We start from the raw sequence: 22,247 nt of genomic DNA on the forward strand, positions 1-22,247 counted from the left end.
CCTAATAAAAAATATTGCGGCTAAAAATAACCAACAAGAGGTAAATAATAAAACGAGATGAATACAAAAACTGCAAAATTAGAATTAATAACAAAAAAATGGCTAACTTTTGATTCTGAATTAGCCAGTGATTATCCAGATGGTATTAATAAAGTTTATCAAGGTGAAATTGATGGAATGCTCCTGAAAGGAGTTTTTTCTAAAGCAGAAATGTTAGAAGTAAAGCAGAAACTTGAAAACGAAAAAGATGAACTAGAGACCGTAAGATACGGTACAACACTTGGCTGTGTTTTAATGGCAGCAGGTAGTGATCTAGAAAGATATTTCCTAAGTGCAGATAGCTTTAGAAGCAAGTTAAATAAACTTTTTAACACCAGCTTTGAAGCCAGAGTTGAAGGAATTTTAAATAAAATGTCAGGAGGAAGAAAAGTTGAGGTAGCTAGGGAAAATGACGAGCGGCTTTATACTCCAGCTACCGTGAGATTTGTCTATCCAAATCGAGGAGGAATGACTGCCCATAAAAATAATGATTTTCTGGATAAGCCGTACTATAATCATTTGAATAAAATTGCGAAAATGCTCAATGCTCTTAGCTATTTTATAGTTATCGAAAAAGCAGAAGTAGGCGGAGATTTGCTGCTTTATGATTTGTCGGAAAATCAATCTATGACTTTCACTAAAGATTTAGATTTAGAAAGTTATTCAAAAACATATATTACCCCTGATGTCGGAGATATGATTGTTTTTCATGGTGGAAATATAGTCCATCAAATCACTGATGTTAAGGGTGATACAACAAGAATTACTATTGGCGGCTTTTTGGCAATGTCTAAAGATGAGCAAAAATTCCTCTATTGGAGTTAACTAGTTCTGCTGTGAATTGAACAAGGTGTAGGTAATGCCAATTAAAAATATCTCCTGCGGAGAAGCTACAAAGATATGAATTTGTTTCACGCAAAGTCGCAAAGTTACAAAGAAAAAAGGTTATTTAGGCATTTCATATTCCAATTCAGCAATGCCTTTTTTACAAATTGGTATAAGTAAAAGTAAATGATTGAGTTTTTTCGACTTTCAACTCAGCAAAAATATCTTTGGTTGTTGCAACAAGGTGAACTATTCTCACCTTACCGGACTCAAGGCGCTGTTTTTATTGAGGGAATCCTCAATATTGAGACTTTAGAAATGGCGTTAAATACTGTCATTCATCGCCATGAGATTTTGCGTACCACATTCAAAAGCTCACCCGATGAAATTATCCCTTTTCAAGTCATAAACGACAGTAAAGTACTACCAATTTCTCACCAAGATTTGAGTACTTTAACTCCATCAGAACAGGAAGCTGAAATTGCAGCAATTTGGCAAAAGTTCAGTCAATTGCGTGTTGATTTTACACAAGCTCCAAATTTGGATGTATTGCTGATTATTTTGTCGCCGCAAAAGCATTTCTTGATACTCAGTTTACCGTCTCTGTATGCAGATAGTGTAACGCTGAAGAACTTGGTACATGAAATTAGTTATTACTATCATGGTTTACCAAAAGAACAACTTCAGCAAGAACCAATGCAATATGCTGATTATTCTGAATGGCAACATGAATTATTGACAGCAGAGGATACGAAATTAGGGCGAGATTATTGGAGAAAGCAGGATATTTCTTCTATTTTTCATTTGAAATTACCAGGAGAGAATCAATCAGTTAAATCTAGAAAATTTCAACCAAAATCATTTGCCATCACTATTGATGCATATACAGTTGCGAAGTTAGAAACACTTGCGCGGCAATATGAAACTTCAAGATCAGTATTCCTGCAAACTATCTGGCACATTTGGCTGTGGCGATTAACAGGACAATCAAACATGATTGTCGGCACAGCGTACGATGGACGACAATATGAAGAACTACAGCAATCATTAGGATTATTTACCAGATATTTACCAATTTATTCTCATTTAGCAGCAAATTTACAATTTTTAGAAGTTTTACAGCATATTCATGAATCTGCAACCAAGCAATATAAGTGGCAGAATTATTTTAGTTGGGATGAAGTAGGTTTATTAAATAGTACTGGTGAAAATATATCTTACTTTCCCATAAGTTTTGATTTTGCAGAGGAAGCAGATAAGTATTTTTCAGATAATATCGTTTTTTGTATTTATAAGCAGTTTAGTTATATTAATAAATTTAAATTAAATCTTTGTTGTTTACTTAAAAAAAATAACGAATTAATTATAGAATTTTGCTACGACTCCAGTTTATTGAAAGCAGAAGATATAAAACGCTGGTCAGGACAATTTCAGATATTATTAGAAAGTGCTATTGAAAATCCGTATTGTGCAATCAGTAAGTTAAAAATCCTGAGTGACATAGAGCGACAACAACTATTATTTCAGTTCAACAATACAAAAACTAATTACTCCAATATTCAATGCATACATCAACTGTTTGAAAAACAAGTTCAAAGCACTCCAGATAATGTTGCTGTTGTATTTGAGAACCAGAAATTAACTTTTGCTCAACTCAACGATCGCGCTAATCAATTGGCACGTTATTTACAAGATTTGGGCGTAGGGCCAGAAGTGTTGGTGGCAATTTGTTTAGAGCGTTCCCTAGAAATAGTCATCTCTTTATTAGCTATCCTCAAAGCAGGTGGGGCATATATACCACTTGATCCCCAACTACCAAAGGAACGCCAATCCTTCATTTTAGAAGATACCCAAGCAACAGTAGTGCTGACTAATGCTGAATTAGCTGGGAATCGCCCTCAATACAAAGCGCGTGTGGTTTCCCTAGATGCAGATTGGGATGTCATCACCCAAAAAAGTAATGAAAACTTGGTTAGTGAAGTCAGCCCAAAAAATTTAATTTATGTACTCTACACCTCTGGCTCTACAGGTAAGCCTAAAGGAGTTGCAGTTGAGCATCAGCAAATGTTCAACTATCTCAATGGGATTCTAGAGCGACTAGACATCTCCAAAAATCCCAGCTATGCCTTAATTTCTAGTTTTGCCGCAGATTTAGGCAATACAGTTATATTTCCTGCTTTATGTACAGGTGGCTGTCTGCATATAATTTCCTCAGAACGAGTATCTGATGCAGATGCGATCGCCGATTATTTTCGTGACCACGGCGGTATCGATTTTATCAAAATTGTTCCTACCCACCTGCAAGCTTTACTAAATTCCTGCCAAAATCCTGCCCAAATTTTACCCCGTCGCTGCTTAATCCTGGGCGGTGAAAGCTGTAGTTGGGATTTAGTTGAGAAAGTGCAAGCTTTAGCTCCTGACTGTAGCATCCTTAATCACTATGGCCCTACAGAAGCGACTGTGGGAGTGCTGACTTATCAAGTAGAAAACGCTCAAAGGGATGATTCAGCTACCGTTATCCTCGGACGACCTTTGGCAAATACCCAAATCTTTCTGTTAGATGAGCATCTGCAACCCGTTCCCATTGGTGTACCTGGAGAATTGTATATTGGTGGTGCTAATTTAGCGCGGGGATACTTTAACCGCCCAGATTTGACGAAGGAGAAATTTATACCAAATCCTTTTAAGAAAGCAGAAGAAAGTCGCCTTTACAAAACCGGAGATTTAGCACGTTATCTCAGTCATGGAAATATAGAGTTCCTGGGACGGATTGACCATCAAGTGAAAATTCGCGGCTTCCGCATTGAGTTAGGGGAAATAGAGACAGCACTACGACAACACCCAGCAGTCAGAGAAACTGTAGCGATCGCCCTCGATGATGAACGAGGTGAAAAGCGCCTAGTTGCATACATCGTCCCTGATCCAGAGCCAGCATTGACAATTAATGAACTCCGCAGCTTTTTGCAGAATAAACTACCTGACTATATGCTGCCTTCTAGTTTTGTCATGCTGGACGCTTTGCCACTCATGCTGAACGGTAAGCTGGATCGTCGCGCCCTCCCAGCACCAGACTGGACACGCCCCGAATTAGAAGCATCCTTCATTGCACCTCGAACTTTAGAAGAACAACTATTAGCTGATATCTGGGCGGAAGTTTTGGGTGTCGAGCGAGTGGGAGTACAAGATAACTTCTTTGAGTTGGGCGGAGACTCCATTCTCAGCATTCAGATTGTCTCCAGAGCCAAGGAAGTAGGGCTTTGTCTGACCCCGATGCAGCTATTTCACCATCACACGATCGCTCAGTTGACGGCAGTAGCAACTAAGACACCTAAACTTCAAATAGAGCAGAATTTGGTAACTGGTGAAGTGCCTCTGACACCCATTCAGCATTGGTTCTTCGAGCAAAATTTGCCTGAACTGCATCATTGGAATATGTCGATGTTGCTGGAAACTCCACCAAATGTAAACCCCAACTGGTTGGAGCAAGTTATACAACACTTAATCCAACATCACGATGCCTTGCGTCTACGGTTTGCGCGAGTAGGGGCAGGTTGGCAGCAAATTCACGCCAATGATGGCAGCGTATCACTGTCCCACATAGATTTATCAAATCTCCCAGTACCAGAGCAAGCCAAGGCTATGGAGGCAGAAGTTTCCCCGATGCAGACAAAGTTGAATTTGTCAACCACCTTGATGCAAATGGCTTTGTTTAATCTTGGTGCTAATCAACCAGGGCGTTTAGCGATGATCATTCACCATCTCGTCATGGATGGGATTTCTTGGCGCATTTGGTTAGAGGATTTCCACAAAGCTTATCAACAGTTGAGTCAGGGTGCAGCTATCCAACTTCCCGCCAAAACGACTTCTTTCCAGCATTGGGCAGAACGTTTGAAAGTGTATGCTCAGTCTACAGAACTTCAGCAAGAATTAGATTATTGGCTCAAAAGTAGTTTGCGTCCAGTCTCCCCCTTACCCAGAGATAATTCTGGACAGCCTAACACCGTTGCTTCTGCCGGTACCGTCTCAGTCTCCCTGAGTGTGGCTGATACCCAAGCTTTGTTGCAAGAAGTTCCCACCATCTATAAAACCCAAATTAACGATTTATTATTAACAGCTTTAGGATTAACTTTTAGACAGTGGACTGGAGAAAACACTTTACTGGTGGAGTTAGAAGGACACGGGCGGGAGGCACTTTTTGATGATATTGATGTGTCACGCACCATCGGCTGGTTTACCACTCATTTCCCCGTTTTGCTGGACTTATCCCCAGAAGTAGAAACTAGTGTTGAGAATGGCAACAAATCTCAGGCTATTGGCTGGGTTGTGAAATCGGTGAAAGAACAACTGCGCCGGATTCCTCACCGGGGTATTGGCTATGGTTTGCTACGCTATCTCAGTCATCACCCAGAAATTACTAAACAACTCCAAGCTTTTCCAGAAGCTGAGGTGAGCTTTAATTATCTGGGACGGTTTGACGGGGTGCTACCACAATCCACACCATTCCGTATAGTCCAAGAGTCTATGGAATCTGAGCGGAGTCTGCAAGGAAAGCGATCGCATTTAATCGCCATTGATGCGATCGTTCTCGACGGCAAACTACAACTCAATTGGACTTATAGCGAAAATGTACACAGGCAATGGACAATTGAGAACTTGGCAGAGAGTTTTTTAGCCGCACTCCAAGAAATCATCCGCCATTGCTTAGGTGCGCGTGGAGGTTACACACCCTCTGATTTTCCCTTAGCTACGTTGAATCAGTCACAACTAGATCAACTCAGCAACAAATTTACTATTGAGGATATTTACTACCTATCACCTCTGCAACAAGGCTTACTCTTCCATAGCTTGTATGCCCCAAATTCTAGAATGTACTTCCAGCAAAAGATTTTTACCTTGCAGGGGAAATTACATATTCAGGCTTTTCAGCAAGCATGGCAACAGGTAGTAAATCGACATCCCAGTTTACGAACCATCTTTATTTGGGAAGACTTAGCAGAACAGCTTCAAGTTGTACTACAGCAGACAGAGATATCCTGGCAGATCCAAAACTGGTGTCAGGTGTCTTCTTGGGAACAAGAACAACTATTGTCAGCTTATCTCCAGGCAGATTTGCAACAAGGTTTTTCCCTGAATGAAACGCCGCCAATGCGATTGGCGCTGATCCAAACTGCTACAGATACTTATCAATTCATCTGGACTCATCATCATTTAATACTAGATGGTTGGTGCAATTCTATTATTCTCAAAGAGGTTTTCAGCTTTTACGAAGCTTTATGTCAAAGCCATAATTTAGACCTCAAAGATAGCAGTCCTTATCGAAACTATATTAGCTGGTTGCAAAAGCAAGACTGGCGCGAGGCGGAAAGTTTCTGGCGACGGTTGCTGAGGGGGCTACATTCTCCAACTCAGTTGGGGGTAGAGTCAGGTAGTTTGCCTAACCATGAGCAGGGATATAGTCAGGAGCAAATTTATCTTTCAACTGAGGTGACATCAACCCTACAATCCTTTGCTAGACAGCATCATTTGACACTCAACATATTAATTCAAGGCGCTTGGGCTTTATTGTTGAGTCGATACAGTGGTGAAGAAGACGTAGTATTTGGGATTACTGTCTCTGGTCGTCCAGCAGAATTGCCAGGAGTTGAGGCGATGGTGGGACTATTAATCAATACCTTACCAATGCGGGTGCAACTTTCGCCCCATGTTTCCCTACTTTCTTGGTTGCAGCAGTTACAACGGCAACAAACACAGATGCTTCAATATCAGCATACCTCATTAGTACAGATTCAAGAATGGAGTGAGATACCCAGAGGAACACCCTTATTTGATAGCTTTATCACCTTTGAAAATTACCCGATTGATGTTTCCTTAAAAGAGCAAAGCGGTAGATTAAAAATGCTCGATGTGCGTTTCTTTTTTGAAACCAACTATCCACTGAGCATAACAGTAGAACCCGGTTCAGAACTGTTAATAAGAATTGATTATTTCCCCAGCCGATTTAATGCTGAAACTATTTGCCGGATATTAAAACAGCTTCAGTCTGTACTGCAAAGGATTCCAGTCAATGCAACCTATCCTCTATCACATATTTCCCTAATTACTGAAACTACGGCAGTAGAAAGTCAAATACTCGTTAATAGTTTCAATATTGAACTGGAGTAAAATAACATATTATGTGTGGAATTTCTGGATATTTTGATATTTCTAAAGAGCGCATTCCAGAAAAAAAAATCCTGGAAAATATGGCTGACACGTTAATTCATCGAGGCCCAGATTCATCGGGATATTTGATTAAAGAAAATTTAGGTTTAGGCTTTCGTAGATTAAGCTTAATTGATTTGGCAGGTGGTAATCAACCGCTATATAACGAAGATAAAACAATTGTTTTGATATGTAATGGGGAAATATTTAACTATCTAGAATTAAAAGATAAATTAATCAAAAAAGGTCATAAATTCCGCACCAAGACAGATGTAGAAGTTTTGATTCACCTTTATGAAGAATATGGGCTAGATTTTGTAAATCAACTCAATGGTCAATTTGCTTTTGCTCTTTATGATTATCAAGAACAACAACTAATTTTAGCTAGGGATCAAATGGGAATTTGTCCACTGTTTTATACAATTGTGGATAAATTTTTAATTTTTGGCTCAGAAATCAAAGCAATTTTAGCCCATCCGTTAGTTAAGCGTGAAGTTGACTTAGTGGGTTTAGATCAAATCCTCACATTTCCCGGATTAATAAGTCCGAGGACTATGTTTAAAGATATAAACAGTTTAAAAAGTGGTCATTATCTTCTGCTTAAAGATTCTCAAATAAAAGTTACAGAATATTGGGATCTAGATTATCCGCAACTTAATGAAACTGCTTCTACCCAACCAGAAAGTTATTATACAGAAAAATTACAAGAGCTTTTGATCCAATCGGTGAAGTATCGGTTACACGCTGATGTTCCTGTGGGGGTTTATGTTAGTGGTGGTTTAGATTCTTCATTAATTGCGGCTATAGTCAATAAAATACGCCCAGAAATTGATACACATTCTTTCTCAATTGGCTTTACAGATAAAGATATATGTGAGTCAAAATATCGAAAAATTCTCCTCAAACAACTTAATTTTTTGCATCATGATACTTTGTTTGATTGGCATCAAATTAGTGATAGCTTAGTCAAAGCAATTTATCATTCTGAATGTCCGCTCAAAGAAACCTATAATACAGCTTCTTTAGCTCTTTCTAATTGTGCCAGAAATAATCGTATTAAAGCTGTCTTAACAGGAGAAGGAGCCGACGAACTATTTGCAGGTTATGTCGGCTATCGTTTGGAACAATTACGAAATAATCAAAGAGATTATAGTTTAGAATCTGTATTAGAAGATGAGTTACGGCTTCAGGTATGGGGAGATGAAAATATTTTTTATGAAAGAGATTTATATTCTTACCGAGAAACGAAATTAGCATTATATTCTTTGGAACTTAATGATAAATTTAGCGAATTTGACTGTCTTAACTTTGAATTAGTTAACAAAGACAAACTACGAAATCGACATTTTATTCATCAAAGGTCTTATCTAGATTTTAAATTAAGGTTATCAGACCACTTGGTTGCTGATCATGGCGATCGCATGGCTTTAGCTAACTCGGTGGAAGCACGATATCCATTTTTAGATATTAATCTCGTTGAATTTACCAAAGAAATACCGCCACATTTAAAACTCAATAATTTACAAGAAAAATATATTCTTAAACAATCAGCAAAAGACTTTCTTCCCCAAGAAATTATTGAACGCGAAAAATTTGCTTTTCATGCACCAGGAAGCCCCAATTTATTAAAACAAAATATCGAATATATCAATGATATCTTGTCAAGCGATTTAATTAAAAAGCAAGGTTATTTTAACCCAGTGACTATAAATAATCTCAAAAACCGATATCTACAAGATGACTTTCACCTCAATCTTCCCTTTGACATGGACTTGTTAATCATACCCCTAACTTTCGGGATATTTTTGCAAGAATTTAAAATGCCTGACATTAACTAATGGTATTCAATTTATTTAAACATATAAGGAAGGTATACTAGCAAAATGAAAAATAATCACAAGAGGGAAATGTTAGGTGTTCTAGGTGGTATGGGGCCTTTAGCATCAGCTGAATTTTTAAAGACAATTTATGAATATAATATTTTAGGTCAACGCGAACAACAATCGCCTAAAGTTATTGTTTATTCTGACCCTACATTTCCTGACCGCACAGAAGCTTTGCTGAAGGGAGACTATGAAATTTTACTTAATAATTTAATAGAAGCCTTATATCAATTGTGCGAATTAGATGTTTCAAAAATTGTCATTTGTTGCATAACATCTCATTACTTACTCCCTAAACTACCTTACGAATTAAGAGATAAAGTTATTTCTTTAGTAGATATCATTTTTAAAAAAATTTTAGAACGAAAACAAAAGCATCTATTAATTTGCTCAACTGGAACACAACAACTAGGAATATTTCAAAAACATATTCTCTGGGAGTTTGCTCAAGATTATATTATCTTACCTAATGCAAATGACCAAAACTTAATTCATAAAATGATTTATTATCTAAAAATTAATGGGGAATATCAAAAGTGCATTCCCATTTTAGATACTTTAAAAACCAAGTATAATGTTCAAAAAATGATTGCGGGTTGCACTGAAATTCATTTATTAAACAAAACTTTTAAAAAAATTCCCAATAAGCAAGAAGAAAATATTTTTTTAGATCCGTTGATGATTATCGCTGAAGAATTATGGAGTATGTCACTTCTCCAGGAGTATACTAATTTACCAAATACAATTGCTGCTTTTAAATTTTTCTCGCAAATATTTTCACCAGAGTTAAATGTCCCCCAAACAGTAGGTAAATATAATTAAAAATCTTATGAATTATCAAATTTATATCCAAGATTGGTTTAGTCAAACTGCTGAAAAACATAGCAACAATATTGCTGTTGATTGCGGCGAACAAAAATTCACATACAGCGAAATTGAAACTCAGTCCAATAAATTAGCAAATTTTCTCATTGAACATGGTGCTAGTAAAGGCTCGATGGTGGCGATTTTAGCGCAAGATTCTGTGAAATTTATTATTGCAATTATCGGTATTTTAAAAGCAGGCTGTGTCTTTATACCGCTAGTTACTGATTTACCTGAACACCGAATTAATACTATACTTTCCGAAGCGACTCCACAATGGTTGATTGTTGATGCAACAGGATTTGCGAAAATTAGTAATGGTAGAATAGCAGAGTTTTTACAGTCGCAAGTTATTTGTCTGGATGAAAATGCAATTTTTGATAATTATCCAAAATATAATCAGGTAAATAAGCCGAATATTCAAGTAGAACCAGACGATATGTGTTATTTATACTTTACCTCTGGTTCGACGGGAAAGCCAAAAGGAATAGCAGGCTGTCTCAAGGCTATTTCTCATTTTATTAACTGGGAAATTACCACATTAGGTATTACAGAAGGCACTAGAGTTAGTCAATTAATAACTCCTACCTTTGATGCTTTTTTACGAGATATTTTTGTGCCTTTATGTTCTGGGGGAGTAGTTTGTATACCGAAAGAAATTGATACTATTCTTGATGCCAGAAAGTTAATTAAGTGGATAGATAAACAGCAAATTAATCTTATTCATTGTGTGCCTTCTTTATTTGGTTCTATCTTGAATGAAGATTTACATCCAAAAAGATTTTCATCTTTACAGTATATTCTTTTATCTGGAGAACCCCTGCTACCTGCGGATGTTAGCCGATGGACAGAAGTTTATGGTGAGAGGATTCAGTTAGTTAATCTTTACGGTGCTTCGGAAACGACAATGACGAAGTTCTTTTATTTCGTCAAACCTACTGATAGTCAACGGCGATTTATTCCCATTGGCAAACCAATGGAGGGAGCGGCGGCTTTAGTAGTTGATGAACGAGGAAAAGTTTGTCCTCCGGGAATGGTAGGTGAAATTTATATTCGGACTCCCTATCGCACCTTGGGATATTATCAGCTACCTGAGTTAACTAATAAAGTTTTTATTCCCAACCCTTTTAGTAATAATCCCGATGATATTGTTTATAAAACAGGTGATTTAGGTCGAATTTTAGAAGATGGAAATTTTGAATGTTTGGGTCGTCGAGATGGACAAGTAAAAATTAGAGGCGTCAGAATAGAATTAGGGGAAATTGAAAATCAGCTGCGGTTACATTCATTAATTAACGATGTAGTTGTTGTAGATCGGGAAGACTCAAACGGTAATAAATATTTGTGTGCTTATGTGGTGCTGAAAGAAGAAGTTGAATCAGGTAAATTGAGAGATTTTTTATTAGCATCTCTACCCGAATCGATGATACCTTCGGTATTTGTATTCATGGAAGCTTTACCGAGAACCATCAGCGGTAAAGTTGATAGGCGATCGCTTCCTGCACCCAACCGCCAAAACCGAACTTTTGTACCACCCCGCACACCCATCGAAATGCAATTGGCGCAAATTTGGGGACAAGTCCTGAATCTTGATCGCGTAGGATTAAACGACAACTTTTTTGAACTAGGCGGACATTCCCTCAACGCTACTCAGCTTGTATCTCGCATAGGCAAAGCCTTTCAAGTAGAATTGCCTTTGCGATCGCTCTTTGATGCACCCACATTAGCCACCCAAGCCGAAAGCATCGAAACTCTGCGTTGGGCAAAACAAAGACCCCTCGTTTCGCAATTTCAGGTTGACGGCGCATTGGAGGAGGGAGAATTATGACCACCATCCAGTTTTTGTCTGATCTGCGTCATCTGAATATCAATCTTTGGGTGGAAGATAATCGCCTCCGTTATAGCGCCCCCCAAGGAACCCTCACACCTGCTCTCAAAGCCGAGTTATCAGAGCGAAAAGCAGAAATCCTCAACTTTCTGGTTCCTGCAACTTCTCAACCATTACTACCCACCTCACGGGATGCTAAACTTCCTCTTTCCTTTGCTCAACAACGGTTGTGGTTTCTCGACCAGTTGCACCCTCACAACCCCGCATACAATATTTGCGGATCTGTGGAAATCCAGGGATTACTCAACATCTCAGCACTAGAGCAAAGCCTCAACGAAATTATTCATCGTCACGAAATCTGCCGCACCAACTTTCAGGTAGTAGATGGAGAGCCGATACAAGTTATTGCTCTCAACTTCACCTTCAGGCTGAATCAGGTGGATCTTAGCTATCTGCCAAAAGAACATCAGCAAGCAGAAGTGACGCGACTAGCAACCAAAGAAGCACAACAACCCTTTGATTTATCTACAGGGCCTTTGTTGCGGGCAACTCTGCTGCAATTAGATGAAGTGCATTATGTATTAATTTTGACAGTTCATCACATTATCTTTGATGCTTGGTCTATGGGTGTGCTGATTGAAGAATTAGGCGCACTTTATGAAGCCAACTCTTGTGGTATCAAGCATACACTTCCTGAATTACCCATCCAGTATGTAGACTTTGCAATTTGGCAGCGACAGTGGTTACAAGGTGAAGTGCTAACAACCCAGCTGAATTACTGGAAACAGAAACTAGCTGGTGACTTGCCGTTATTACAGTTACCTAGCGACTTTCCACGTCCATCATTGCCAAATTTCCCAGGAGCAAAGCAACAGCTAACACTCTCCAAAAGTCTCACAGAGGCGCTGAAGAAATTGAGCCAGCAGCAAGGGATAACTCTATTTATGTTACTGCTGGCAGCATTTAAAACCTTACTTTACCGCTACACAGGTCAAGAAGATTTACTAGTAGGTACAGCTACAGCAGGGCGCAACCAACCGGAAACAGAAACATTAATTGGTTGTTTTGTCAATACCTTGGTACTGCGAACAGACCTTTCTGGCAACCCAACTTTTTTGACATTGCTAGAACAAGTGCGAGAAGTGGCGCTAGAAGCATACAATTACCAAGACTTGCCCTTTGAGAAGTTGGTGGAAGAACTACAGCCAGAACGCCACCTGACTCACTCGCCACTATTTCAAGTCGGGTTTGCTTTCTATAATGCGCCCAGAACAAAATTGAGGCTTTCTAATTTAACCTTAAGTTCTCAGCCGATAGATAACGGCACAGCCAAATTAGATTTAACCTTGTCATTTAAAGAAAGCGAAGAGAGATTGACGGGGTGTCTGGAGTATAAAAAAGACCTGTTTGATGACGCTACAATTACCCGGATGTTGTCTCATTTGCAAACTTTGTTAGAAGGCATTGTTGCCAACCCGCAACAGCGATTGGATGAGTTGCCTTTATTAACAGCAGCCGAACGTCATCAATTACTATCCGAATGGAACGATACTCAAACAGATTATCCTGCTGATGTCTGCGTTCATCAGTTATTTGAGGCTCAAGTTGAGCGCACCCCAGAAGCGATAGCGTTAATTTTCAACGACTCTACAATTACCTATCAAGAATTAAACGCCCAAGCCAATCAACTAGCCAACTATCTACGGGCGATAGCGCAAGCGCTGCTGCTAAAGCAGATCGCTATCAAACCAGAGATGCGGGTAGGAGTTTGCATAGAAAGGTCGCCCAAAACAATTGTCAGCATTTTAGCCATTCTCAAAGCCGGCGGTGTTTACGTACCCCTAGACCCTGGCTATCCTCAAGAACGTTTAACTTTCATGATGGAAGATGCCAGATTGTCGGTGTTGCTCACTCAACAATCATTGAACATTCAACCAGGAGAAAGAACAACTGTAGTTAACTTAGATCAAGAATGGGAAAATATTGCCCAACACAGCGATACTAACCCGACGCAAGTTGTCACACCTGATAACTTAGCCTACATAATTTATACATCTGGTTCTACAGGTAAGCCCAAAGGAGTGCTTTTAGAACACAGAGGACTATGCAACCTAGCTACAGCACAAATTCAAGCTTTCAAAGTTGAACCTCATAGCCGTGTCCTTCAGTTTGCTTCCCTCAGCTTTGATGCTTCTATCAGTGAAATTTTCATGACTTTAGTAGCAGGAGCGACATTATGTTTAGCAAACACTGATGATTTACTACCTGGTACAAACTTATGGCGGTTATTGCGCGATCGCGCCATCACAACGCTCACATTACCACCATCTGTCCTAGCAGTACTACCTGCTGAAGAATTGCCAGATTTACAGACAATCATCGTTGCTGGGGAAGCTTGTTCTGCTGATTTAGTCGCGCGTTGGGCTACTGGTCGTCGCTTCTTTAATGCCTACGGGCCGACCGAAACAACCGTCTGTGCCACCATTGGCGAATGCAGCGATACCCAAAATCAGCCGTCTATCGGTCGTGCGATCGCTAATACCCAAGTTTATATTCTAGATCGTCATCTCCAACCCGTTCCCATCGGCGTACCAGGAGAACTATATATAGGTGGTATTGGACTTGCCCGTGGCTACCTTAACCGTCCAGACTTGACCGAGGAGAAATTTATTCCCAATCCGTTTACTCAGGACTCACAGGAGCGTTTATATAAAACTGGCGACTTGGCTCGTTATTTGCCAGATGGCAATATTGAGTTTCTTGGTCGCATTGACCATCAGGTAAAAATTCGTGGTTTCCGCATCGAACTAGGGGAAATCGAAACGATACTGCGCCAGCATCCAGATATTCTAACCTGCGTTGTCACAGCCTACGAAGATAATTCTAATAAGCGTTTAGTAGCTTATATCGTTCCTCGAAATAACATCACAATTAATCAGCAACAACTAAAGGACTATCTCAAAAAACACTTGCCAGATTACATGGTGCCTTCCGCACTGATGATCCTAGAAACTCTACCTCTGACACCCAACGGTAAGGTAGACCGCAAAGCACTTCCTACCCCCGACAGAAGTCTTAAACCAGAAAATTTTGTTACTCCCCGCGATAGCTTAGAACTAGAACTAGCGCAGATTTGGGAAGAAGTTCTAAACCTTCGTCCTATTGGTGTGACAGACAACTTCTTTGACATTGGTGGTCACTCCCTACTAGCAGTGCGTCTCATGGCTTTGATTCAGCAGCAGTTCCGGCGGGAATTACCCCTATCAACTCTTTTCCAAGGTGGGACAATTGAAAAACTAGCGATTATTCTCCGCTCCAATATCTCTGAGCGTCCTTGCTCTCCCCTAGTGGGTATTCAAACCGCAGGTTCCCAGCCTCCTTTATTTTGCGCTCACCCAATCGGTGGTAACGTTCTAGGATACGTCGCTTTAGGGCGTTATCTTAGTCCAGAGCAACCACTTTACGCTTTGCAAGCACCAGGAGTAGAAGGACAACAACAGCCTTATACCGAGATCCCGGAATTAGCCAGTTATTATATCGAAGCTATACAAGCTTTCCAGCCAGCCGGCCCATACTTTTTAGGTGGTCACTCCTTTGGTGGACTAGTGGCTTTTGAAATGGCTCAACAACTCCATCAGCAAGGACAAGAGATAGGCTTGTTAGTCATTATAGATACACCAGCACCAATTCACGCGGGAGTTATAGAACCCATAGATGATGCTCGGTGGTTAGTGAAGCGATCGCAGGTACTAGAACGCTTTTTTGGTAAAAAAATATCAGTTGACTACACAGAACTCCAGCAACTAGAACCAGAAGCCCAATTCAACTACTTTTTAGAAAAATTGAGACGAGTTAATCTCATTCCTCCCGACGCTGGACGTAATATGATTCGCCGCATCATAGAAGTTCAAAAAGCCAGCCACCAAGCCTTAATAAATTACGTACCGCAGGTATATTCCGGTAAAATTACCCTCCTACGTGCCTCTGAAATGGTAGCGGAGGATTCTGGAGGTGTGTTTGCTCAAAGCTTTCAAAAACCTGCGTTGGGTTGGGGTGAATTAACAACTCAACCGATAGAAATCCATGAAGTACCCGGCGATCATGTGACCATGCTAGCTGAACCTCATGTCCAAGTGTTAGCAGAGAAGTTGAAATGTTGCCTTTAAAATTATGCGAAATCTCACGCAAAAGAATAAGAGGATGTTTGTAAAGTCAACTGGCGACTGGAAGTCGCGGCTATACAAACCAAACCCGCCTGCGCGGGTTAAAAACCTGACTTTTTCATTAGTCCACGCAGGTGGACTTTGCTTGTGTAGTAGCGTATCGCTAACGCGAAGCGTAGCCATATTATATTCGCCCAAAACTCTGCGTCTTTGCGGCTCTGCGTGCAAAAAAGAAAATTATATTATTTTCGCCAGGATATAAATAATGATAAATCAAAACTTAGCACACATTATTTCTCAAGCAACTTCTTTATCAGAACGCCTCAATAAAAGTTCCGTATTAATTAACGAACAAGAAACAAACAATAAATTTTTAGAGCATTGGTGTGAAATTGTTGCTTCAGGTAATTGGGAAAATTTCCACAAGCGATTGCAATGGGATGGATTAGATATTGATAAAGTTCGTTCTGTATTATCGAATGTAGCTCTAGCCGAAACAGAACAACTTCCAACCTGGGCAGAAACTTTAAGAGAGATTATCCAAACTTCTGCCGAATGGCATTTAAATGAAGTAGCTTCCGAAAATTTGCAATTCCTCATTAATGATGAAAAGCCTTTACCTTTCACTGATGTATGGCTTCCTGCTGTCTTAGTAGGACGACGGAAATTACTCACTAGTTTGGGAGCGGTATCATTATCATCAGATTGTTTACCATTAAAATTTCTTTCGGAAAAAGCTTACCAACAACTAGAGTGCAGTTTGCTAAAGAGGTTAGTAAATCTCAGTGCTAAAACCCTACAATTTGAATTTAATACTTTCCGTCCCGATAATTATAATCTGCTCAATTTGATGCTAGAAAAATTGCATTTATTAGCAGAAGCACAATCAAATAATCCTACCAAACAATACTATGATAATTTTGTTAATAAACTTCTTCACGATGGCTTATTCACATTTTTCCAACAATATGCACTTCTGGGCAGACTAATAGCAACTACTGTTAATTTTTGGGTGGAAGCGACAGCAGAATTTATCCAACGATTGCAAGCTGACAAAGCTGAAATTGCATCTATTTTAAATATTACTGAAAATCATTTAGAAAAAATTACAGATATATCTGGCTCTATTTCTGACTTTCACAATCGCGGTCGTTCTGTCTTAATTCTCACTTTTACATCTAAAAAAAAATTAGTTTACAAACCCAAAAATTTAGGTTTAGAAGTCATTTATAACGAGTTATTAAATTGGTGTAATCAGCAGAGCGCACCTTTACCATTTAAAGTTATTAGATTACTAGATTGCCATACCTATGGTTGGGTTTTGGACTATGTAGAACAACAGCCGTGTGAAGACGAAGCAGCAGCGCAACGATTTTATCAGCGTGCTGGAATGCTGTTGTGTTTATTGTATGTTCTGGGGGGAAATGATTGTCATTACGAGAATTTAATTGCTAGTGGTGAACATCCGGTGTTGATTGATGCGGAAACTCTCTTGCACCCACAAGCCAATCCCATAGAAGGTTCGGTGCAATCCATTACCGAAATGACTGAAATTGAGCAACAGTTTCAGGATTCTGTGTTGCGGACTGGACTTTTGCCTCGTTGGGACTTTAGCGCAGATAAGCGAGTTGCTTACGATATTAGTGCAATGGGTAGTGTTAATCCCCAGCAAGCACCTTGGCGAGTTCCACGCTGGAAAGCCGTCAATACGGATGAAATGCACTTAGCGTATGAGAAAGTTGAGTTAAATGTTCAGGCAAATGTACCCATATTACATGGAGTTGCTCTTTCACCGAACGATTATTTAGAAGAAATCGTCACGGGATTTAGGCAAATGTATGAATTTTTGAGCGATCGCCGACAAGCATTACTAGCAAATCATAACTTTCTAAGATTGTTGCAAACCCAACAGATACGATATATTTTTCGCCCTACTAATTTTTATCACCTCCTTTTAGAAAAGACCCTGGTTCCAGAATTTCTCCGTTGTGGAATTGAGCGTAGTATTGAACTAGACATCGTTTGCCAAACTTGTCTGACATCTGAGCAAAAACCTCTGGCTTGGGCAATCTTAAAATCAGAAATTCAAGCGTTGGAACAGTTAGATATTCCCTACTTTGGTACATCTTGTAGCAGTGATGCTCTAAGTATTGGGCTAAAGCAACCATTAAAAAAATATTTTAAACAACCAAGCTATAACCAATTTCTCAAGCGTTTACAAGCCCTCAATCAAACAGATTTAGCTAGCCAAATAGGGATTATCCGGGGTTCTTTTTATGCCAGAGTGGGACAAACTCCCGTTGCTGAAGAAGCATCAAAACCCAACTTATTATCTGATTTCTCACAAACTGCTCCTTTAACTGCTGGTGAATTACTCCAGAAAGCTGAAGCGATCGCTTCTGAAATTGCAGCCAGATGTCTGCGTGACACTGCTGGTAATGTCAACTGGATTGGCTTCGGTTATGTACCCAATGCTGAACGTTTCCAATTCCAGCCTTTAAGTTTTAGTCTCTACGATGGTAGTTGTGGTGTGGCTTTATTTTTGGCGGCTATTGCTCATATCACAGATAATAGTCATTGGAGTAACTTGGCTGTTGACGCTTTACAATCTTTGCGGACAGTATTGCAGACATCCAATGATTTATTCACCCAAAAATTTGCTCGACGCATGGGAATTGGTGGCGGGACAGGAATCGGCTCGATTATTTATTCTTTAGTCAAAATCAGCCAATTTCTAGCAAATCCAGCACTTCTAGAAGATGCCGAGTTAGCGGCTAAGTTAATTACACCAGAACTCATTGCAACCGACCAACAACTAGATGTTATAGGGGGAGCAGCAGGAGCAATTTTAGGATTATTGTCACTTTATCAGCAAACAAGTGACACAAAAATTTTAGACCAAGCTATTCAGTGCGGTCAACATTTGCTTACCCATCGCGTCAGGGAAGATGAACAACCCAAAGCCTGGAAAACCATAGCCCAAAAGCCATTGACAGGCTTTTCACATGGAGCAAGTGGCATTGCATATGCTTTATTGCGGCTTTATGCTGTCACCAAAGACCAAGCTTATTTACAAGCGGCTGAGGAGGGAATTGCCTATGAACGCAGTGTTTTCTCAACCGCCGCCGCCAACTGGCCTGATTTGCGCCAACACCAACCTAAATTTATGGTCACTTGGTGTCATGGCGCTCCTGGTATTGCACTGTCACGCTTGGGCATTTTGTCCATATACCAGACGAATGAAATATATGAAGATATAGAAATTGCATTACAGACAACTCAGAAGTATGGTTTGCAAGGTATAGACCATCTTTGTTGCGGCAATTTTGGTCGTATAGAAGTTTTATTGGTAGCAGCCCAAAAATTATCTCGTCCCCAATTGCTAGAAATTGCTCAAAAAAAGGCATCTTGGGTGGTAACACAAGCAGATAAAATAAATGCGTATCAACTGTTTAATAACTTGCCTAATTCCTTGTTTAATCCTGGGTTTTTCCAGGGAACGGCGGGAATTGGCTATCAGTTATTACGGCTGGCGTACCCAGAAGTGCTGCCAGCAGTGCTGCTGTGGGAATAAACCAACTAATTATGATTGCTAGTATCTTCTCGCTGGTTTGGTTTCGACATTTCGTGACTTTTTTTCAACCTCACCGCCTAGTTGTTTCTCTGGCGTTGTGTAGTCTGTTGTTCATCATAGGCGATCGCAATTTCATCTTGCCGAAAATTGATCCAGCACCAGTTTCTCAATTGGTCTTAGTCTCTTCACAGGAACCAACTACGTTTAATTATGCCTTGAGTGACTCTCCCTATGGCGTTGTCCGCTTTATGAATGAGGCATTGGTCAGGGAAAATGGAATCACAGCAGAGGTAGAGCCAGTATTAGCTGAGTCTTGGGAAATTTCTGAGGATCAACGTCAAGTAATCTTTACTCTTCGAGAAGGCTTGAAGTGGTCAGATGGTGAACCACTCACTATTGAAGATGTGTTATTTACCTTTCAAGATATTTACTTTAACGACAAGATTCCTAGCGTATTCAGAGATTTTTTGCGGATCGGCAGTAGCAAAACTCTACCCTCAGTACAACAGCTTGATCAACGGCGAATCGCGTTTACCATGCCAGAACCGTTTGCTCCATTTGTCAGATATGCGGCAAAATTGGCAATCATGCCAGCTCATGCGTTACGGAAACTGGTAATGTCTAATGATGCCAACGGCAATCCTTTGTTTGTTTCCAGTTGGGGAACTAACACACCTTCTCAAAATGTGATTACCAATGGGGCTTACCGTTTAGTTAGCTATACTCCTAGTGAGCGCGTTGTTTTGGAACCTAATCCCTATTATTGGCGCTGGGATGCTAATGGCGATCGCCAGCCTTACATTGACCGTCTGATTTGGCAGATTATTCCCTCCGAAGATACCCAGTTGCTCCAATTTCGTTCCCAAGGATTAGATACAATCCAAGTTAAACCAGAGATGTTTAGCTTACTCAAGCGAGAAGAAAAACGCGGGAAATATACTATTTATAATGGTGGGGCTTTCTTTAGCAACCCATTTATTAGTTTTAATTTTAATCAAGCTCGTAATAGTCAGGGAAAGCCTCTTGTTGATCCGATCAAATCTCGTTGGTTCCACACCTTAGCTTTTCGACAAGCGATCGCCTATGCAATTGACCGGGAAACCCTCAAAACTAATATTTATCGGGGACTCGGTGAAGTGCAACATTCTCCTCTTGGAGTTCAAAGTCCCTATTACCTAACTCCAGAAGCAGGTTTGAAAGTTTACAATTATGACCCTCAAAAAGCAAAAAAACTGCTGCTAGAAGCGGGTTTTAAATATAATTCTGACAACGAATTGTTTGATGTCCATGGGAATCGGGTACGATTTACCATCCTTGTCAGAGCAGATGATCAATCTAGAGTAGCATCAGCAGTTCAAATTCAACAAAACCTTAGCAAGATTGGTATCAAAGCAGATTTACAGGCACTGAACTTTAGTGTTGTGTTGCAAAAATTGCTCCGTAGTCGAGATTGGGAATGTTTTTTAGGGTCGTTTGGTAGTCCTGGTGCAGATTTTGAACCGCATCTGCTTTCAGCATTTTGGTCTAGTCTAGGCTTGTTTCATCACTTTAACCAAGGCCCCCAACCAGGAGAACCCCCCCTTCAAGACTGGCAAGTGTCTGATTGGGAACGAGAGATTGATGATTTGTTCACTGCTGGAGTTAGAGAACTAGATGAAAGCAAGCGCAAAGTGATTTATGGAAGATTTCAGGAAATTGTTAGCCAGCAATTGCCCGTATTTTTCCTAGTCAATCCCCTTTCGCTGCAAGCAGTACGCGATCGCATACAAAAGCTGCAATTTTCTGCTCAAGAAGGAGCTTTTTGGAATATTGATGAACTAAAAATTACGGATAACGGGACTTAGGAGTCGCGCAAAAATAACTTGAACACTTTTAATTGGAAAGTAAGGCTCACAGCCTACTCCAGATTAAATTTGTACAACTTATTTTTACATGATGCCTTAAACAAAAATTATATGCGCGTACCCTGTTTTTTGAACTACGTGGCGTTATTCGTAACAACAGCACAAGTTGATGGTTGCGGCAACTGAGCCGGAGATGAAAATGCAATTAATTCAACTTGGCCGTGGACATTACGATGCCAACTAGTAGCTTGGACGAGAGTTGCTGAAGATTCCGGAATTTGGGCAGTGGTATTGCCTGTTGTTTGGAACGCAGAGATGTCACGAATATCAGACCAAGTGCGTAGGCGTAGCCCGTCGTAGACATCGCTCCTCACATCTTGATTGGGATTTTGCGGTATGCCACCCCGTCCTGTGGCGACAAAACTACTACCACTTGTATCAGCACACCCTGTGGCAACTTTTTGGGATGGATCGGTTACATTGGCAGGTAATTCTACTAAACCAGAATTGGGGTCAACGCCAATAGTATTAACTTGTACTGTACCGCTAACTCCAAATTGAGAACTTGCGGTGATGTCACTTTGGGAGGTGAGTTGATTGCGAAACTCTAAGCCAAATATACCTTGCGTGGTGATTTGAATATTACCGCCATTTCCTTCTACAGCATTGGCGATGATATCGCTGTTTTCTAAGCCGACAATAACGGGTGCATTGATGTTGATATTACCCCCATCTCCCGAACCACTGGCTGTTGCAGTAATGTTACTGCGATCGCGCATTAGTAACAAATTTCCTACTTGCAAGTTTATGTCACCACCATTTCCAGATTCTGTCTGTGCCTGAATTAAACTTTGATTTTTTAATTGGATGTTATCTGCGGTGATGTTGAGATTGCCCGCATTACCAGTACCTTCACTCGTTACAGTCACAGTACCACTATCCGCCAGGATCAAATTTGGTGTAGTAATACTAACTCACATTCCGCACCCTTAACTGTCACAATCGGTTATTACGGAAGTTGAGTCA

General features: G+C 40.1%; 8 protein-coding genes and 1 pseudogene. 8 read left to right on the plus strand and 1 reads right to left on the minus strand.

From position 1 onward, the window contains the following. Positions 1-57 precede the first annotated feature (57 nt). The 8 genes from ACM0OS_RS17555 (at position 58) to ACM0OS_RS17590 (ending at position 21,221) form a co-directional block, all read left to right on the plus strand. Positions 58-864 carry a hypothetical protein gene (locus ACM0OS_RS17555; protein ID WP_414544484.1) on the plus strand — a complete coding sequence of 269 codons (807 nt, stop codon included), beginning with the start codon at positions 58-60 and terminating at the stop codon, positions 862-864. A gap of 186 nt (positions 865-1,050) precedes the next feature. Beyond that, positions 1,051-7,026, plus strand: coding sequence for an amino acid adenylation domain-containing protein (locus tag ACM0OS_RS17560; protein WP_414544485.1), 5,976 nt, complete (start codon positions 1,051-1,053; stop codon positions 7,024-7,026). An 11-nt stretch (positions 7,027-7,037) separates the two neighbouring features. Then, complete coding sequence (gene asnB / locus ACM0OS_RS17565) at positions 7,038-8,903, plus strand: asparagine synthase (glutamine-hydrolyzing) (protein WP_414544486.1); 1,866 nt, start codon at positions 7,038-7,040, stop codon at positions 8,901-8,903. 45 nt (positions 8,904-8,948) lie between these two features. Then, entirely contained in the window at positions 8,949-9,770 is an 822-nt protein-coding gene (locus ACM0OS_RS17570) for an aspartate/glutamate racemase family protein (protein ID WP_414544487.1), read from the plus strand. A gap of 7 nt (positions 9,771-9,777) precedes the next feature. Then, entirely contained in the window at positions 9,778-11,640 is a 1,863-nt protein-coding gene (locus ACM0OS_RS17575) for a non-ribosomal peptide synthetase (RefSeq protein ID WP_414544488.1), read from the plus strand. Then, positions 11,637-15,806 carry an amino acid adenylation domain-containing protein gene (locus ACM0OS_RS17580; RefSeq protein ID WP_414544489.1) on the plus strand — a complete coding sequence of 1,390 codons (4,170 nt, stop codon included), beginning with the start codon at positions 11,637-11,639 and terminating at the stop codon, positions 15,804-15,806. Before ACM0OS_RS17575 ends, ACM0OS_RS17580 begins: the two co-directional genes overlap by 4 nt. 262 nt (positions 15,807-16,068) lie before the next feature. Next, a complete protein-coding gene (locus ACM0OS_RS17585; RefSeq protein ID WP_414544490.1) occupies positions 16,069-19,377 on the plus strand; it encodes a type 2 lanthipeptide synthetase LanM family protein in 3,309 nt (1,102 codons plus the stop codon). A 53-nt stretch (positions 19,378-19,430) separates the two neighbouring features. Beyond that, entirely contained in the window at positions 19,431-21,221 is a 1,791-nt protein-coding gene (locus ACM0OS_RS17590; RefSeq protein WP_414544491.1) for an ABC transporter substrate-binding protein, read from the plus strand. A 134-nt stretch (positions 21,222-21,355) separates the two neighbouring features. Here ACM0OS_RS17590 and ACM0OS_RS17595 read toward each other — a convergent pair. After that, positions 21,356-22,195, minus strand: a pseudogene (locus ACM0OS_RS17595) (filamentous hemagglutinin); the annotation flags it as partial. Between the last annotated feature and the right edge of the window lie 52 nt (positions 22,196-22,247).

The sequence above is a fragment of the Nostoc sp. CCY0012 genome, assembly GCF_963920855.1.
GTDB lineage: Bacteria > Cyanobacteriota > Cyanobacteriia > Cyanobacteriales > Nostocaceae > Cyanocohniella.

Coding starts and splice junctions, on each gene's coding strand:
- ACM0OS_RS17555 (WP_414544484.1), top strand. CDS start 58: ATGAATACAAAAACTGCAAAATTAGAATTAATAACAAAAAAATGGCTA.
- ACM0OS_RS17560 (WP_414544485.1), top strand. CDS start 1,051: ATGATTGAGTTTTTTCGACTTTCAACTCAGCAAAAATATCTTTGGTTG.
- asnB (WP_414544486.1), top strand. CDS start 7,038: ATGTGTGGAATTTCTGGATATTTTGATATTTCTAAAGAGCGCATTCCA.
- ACM0OS_RS17570 (WP_414544487.1), top strand. CDS start 8,949: ATGAAAAATAATCACAAGAGGGAAATGTTAGGTGTTCTAGGTGGTATG.
- ACM0OS_RS17575 (WP_414544488.1), top strand. CDS start 9,778: ATGAATTATCAAATTTATATCCAAGATTGGTTTAGTCAAACTGCTGAA.
- ACM0OS_RS17580 (WP_414544489.1), top strand. CDS start 11,637: ATGACCACCATCCAGTTTTTGTCTGATCTGCGTCATCTGAATATCAAT.
- ACM0OS_RS17585 (WP_414544490.1), top strand. CDS start 16,069: ATGATAAATCAAAACTTAGCACACATTATTTCTCAAGCAACTTCTTTA.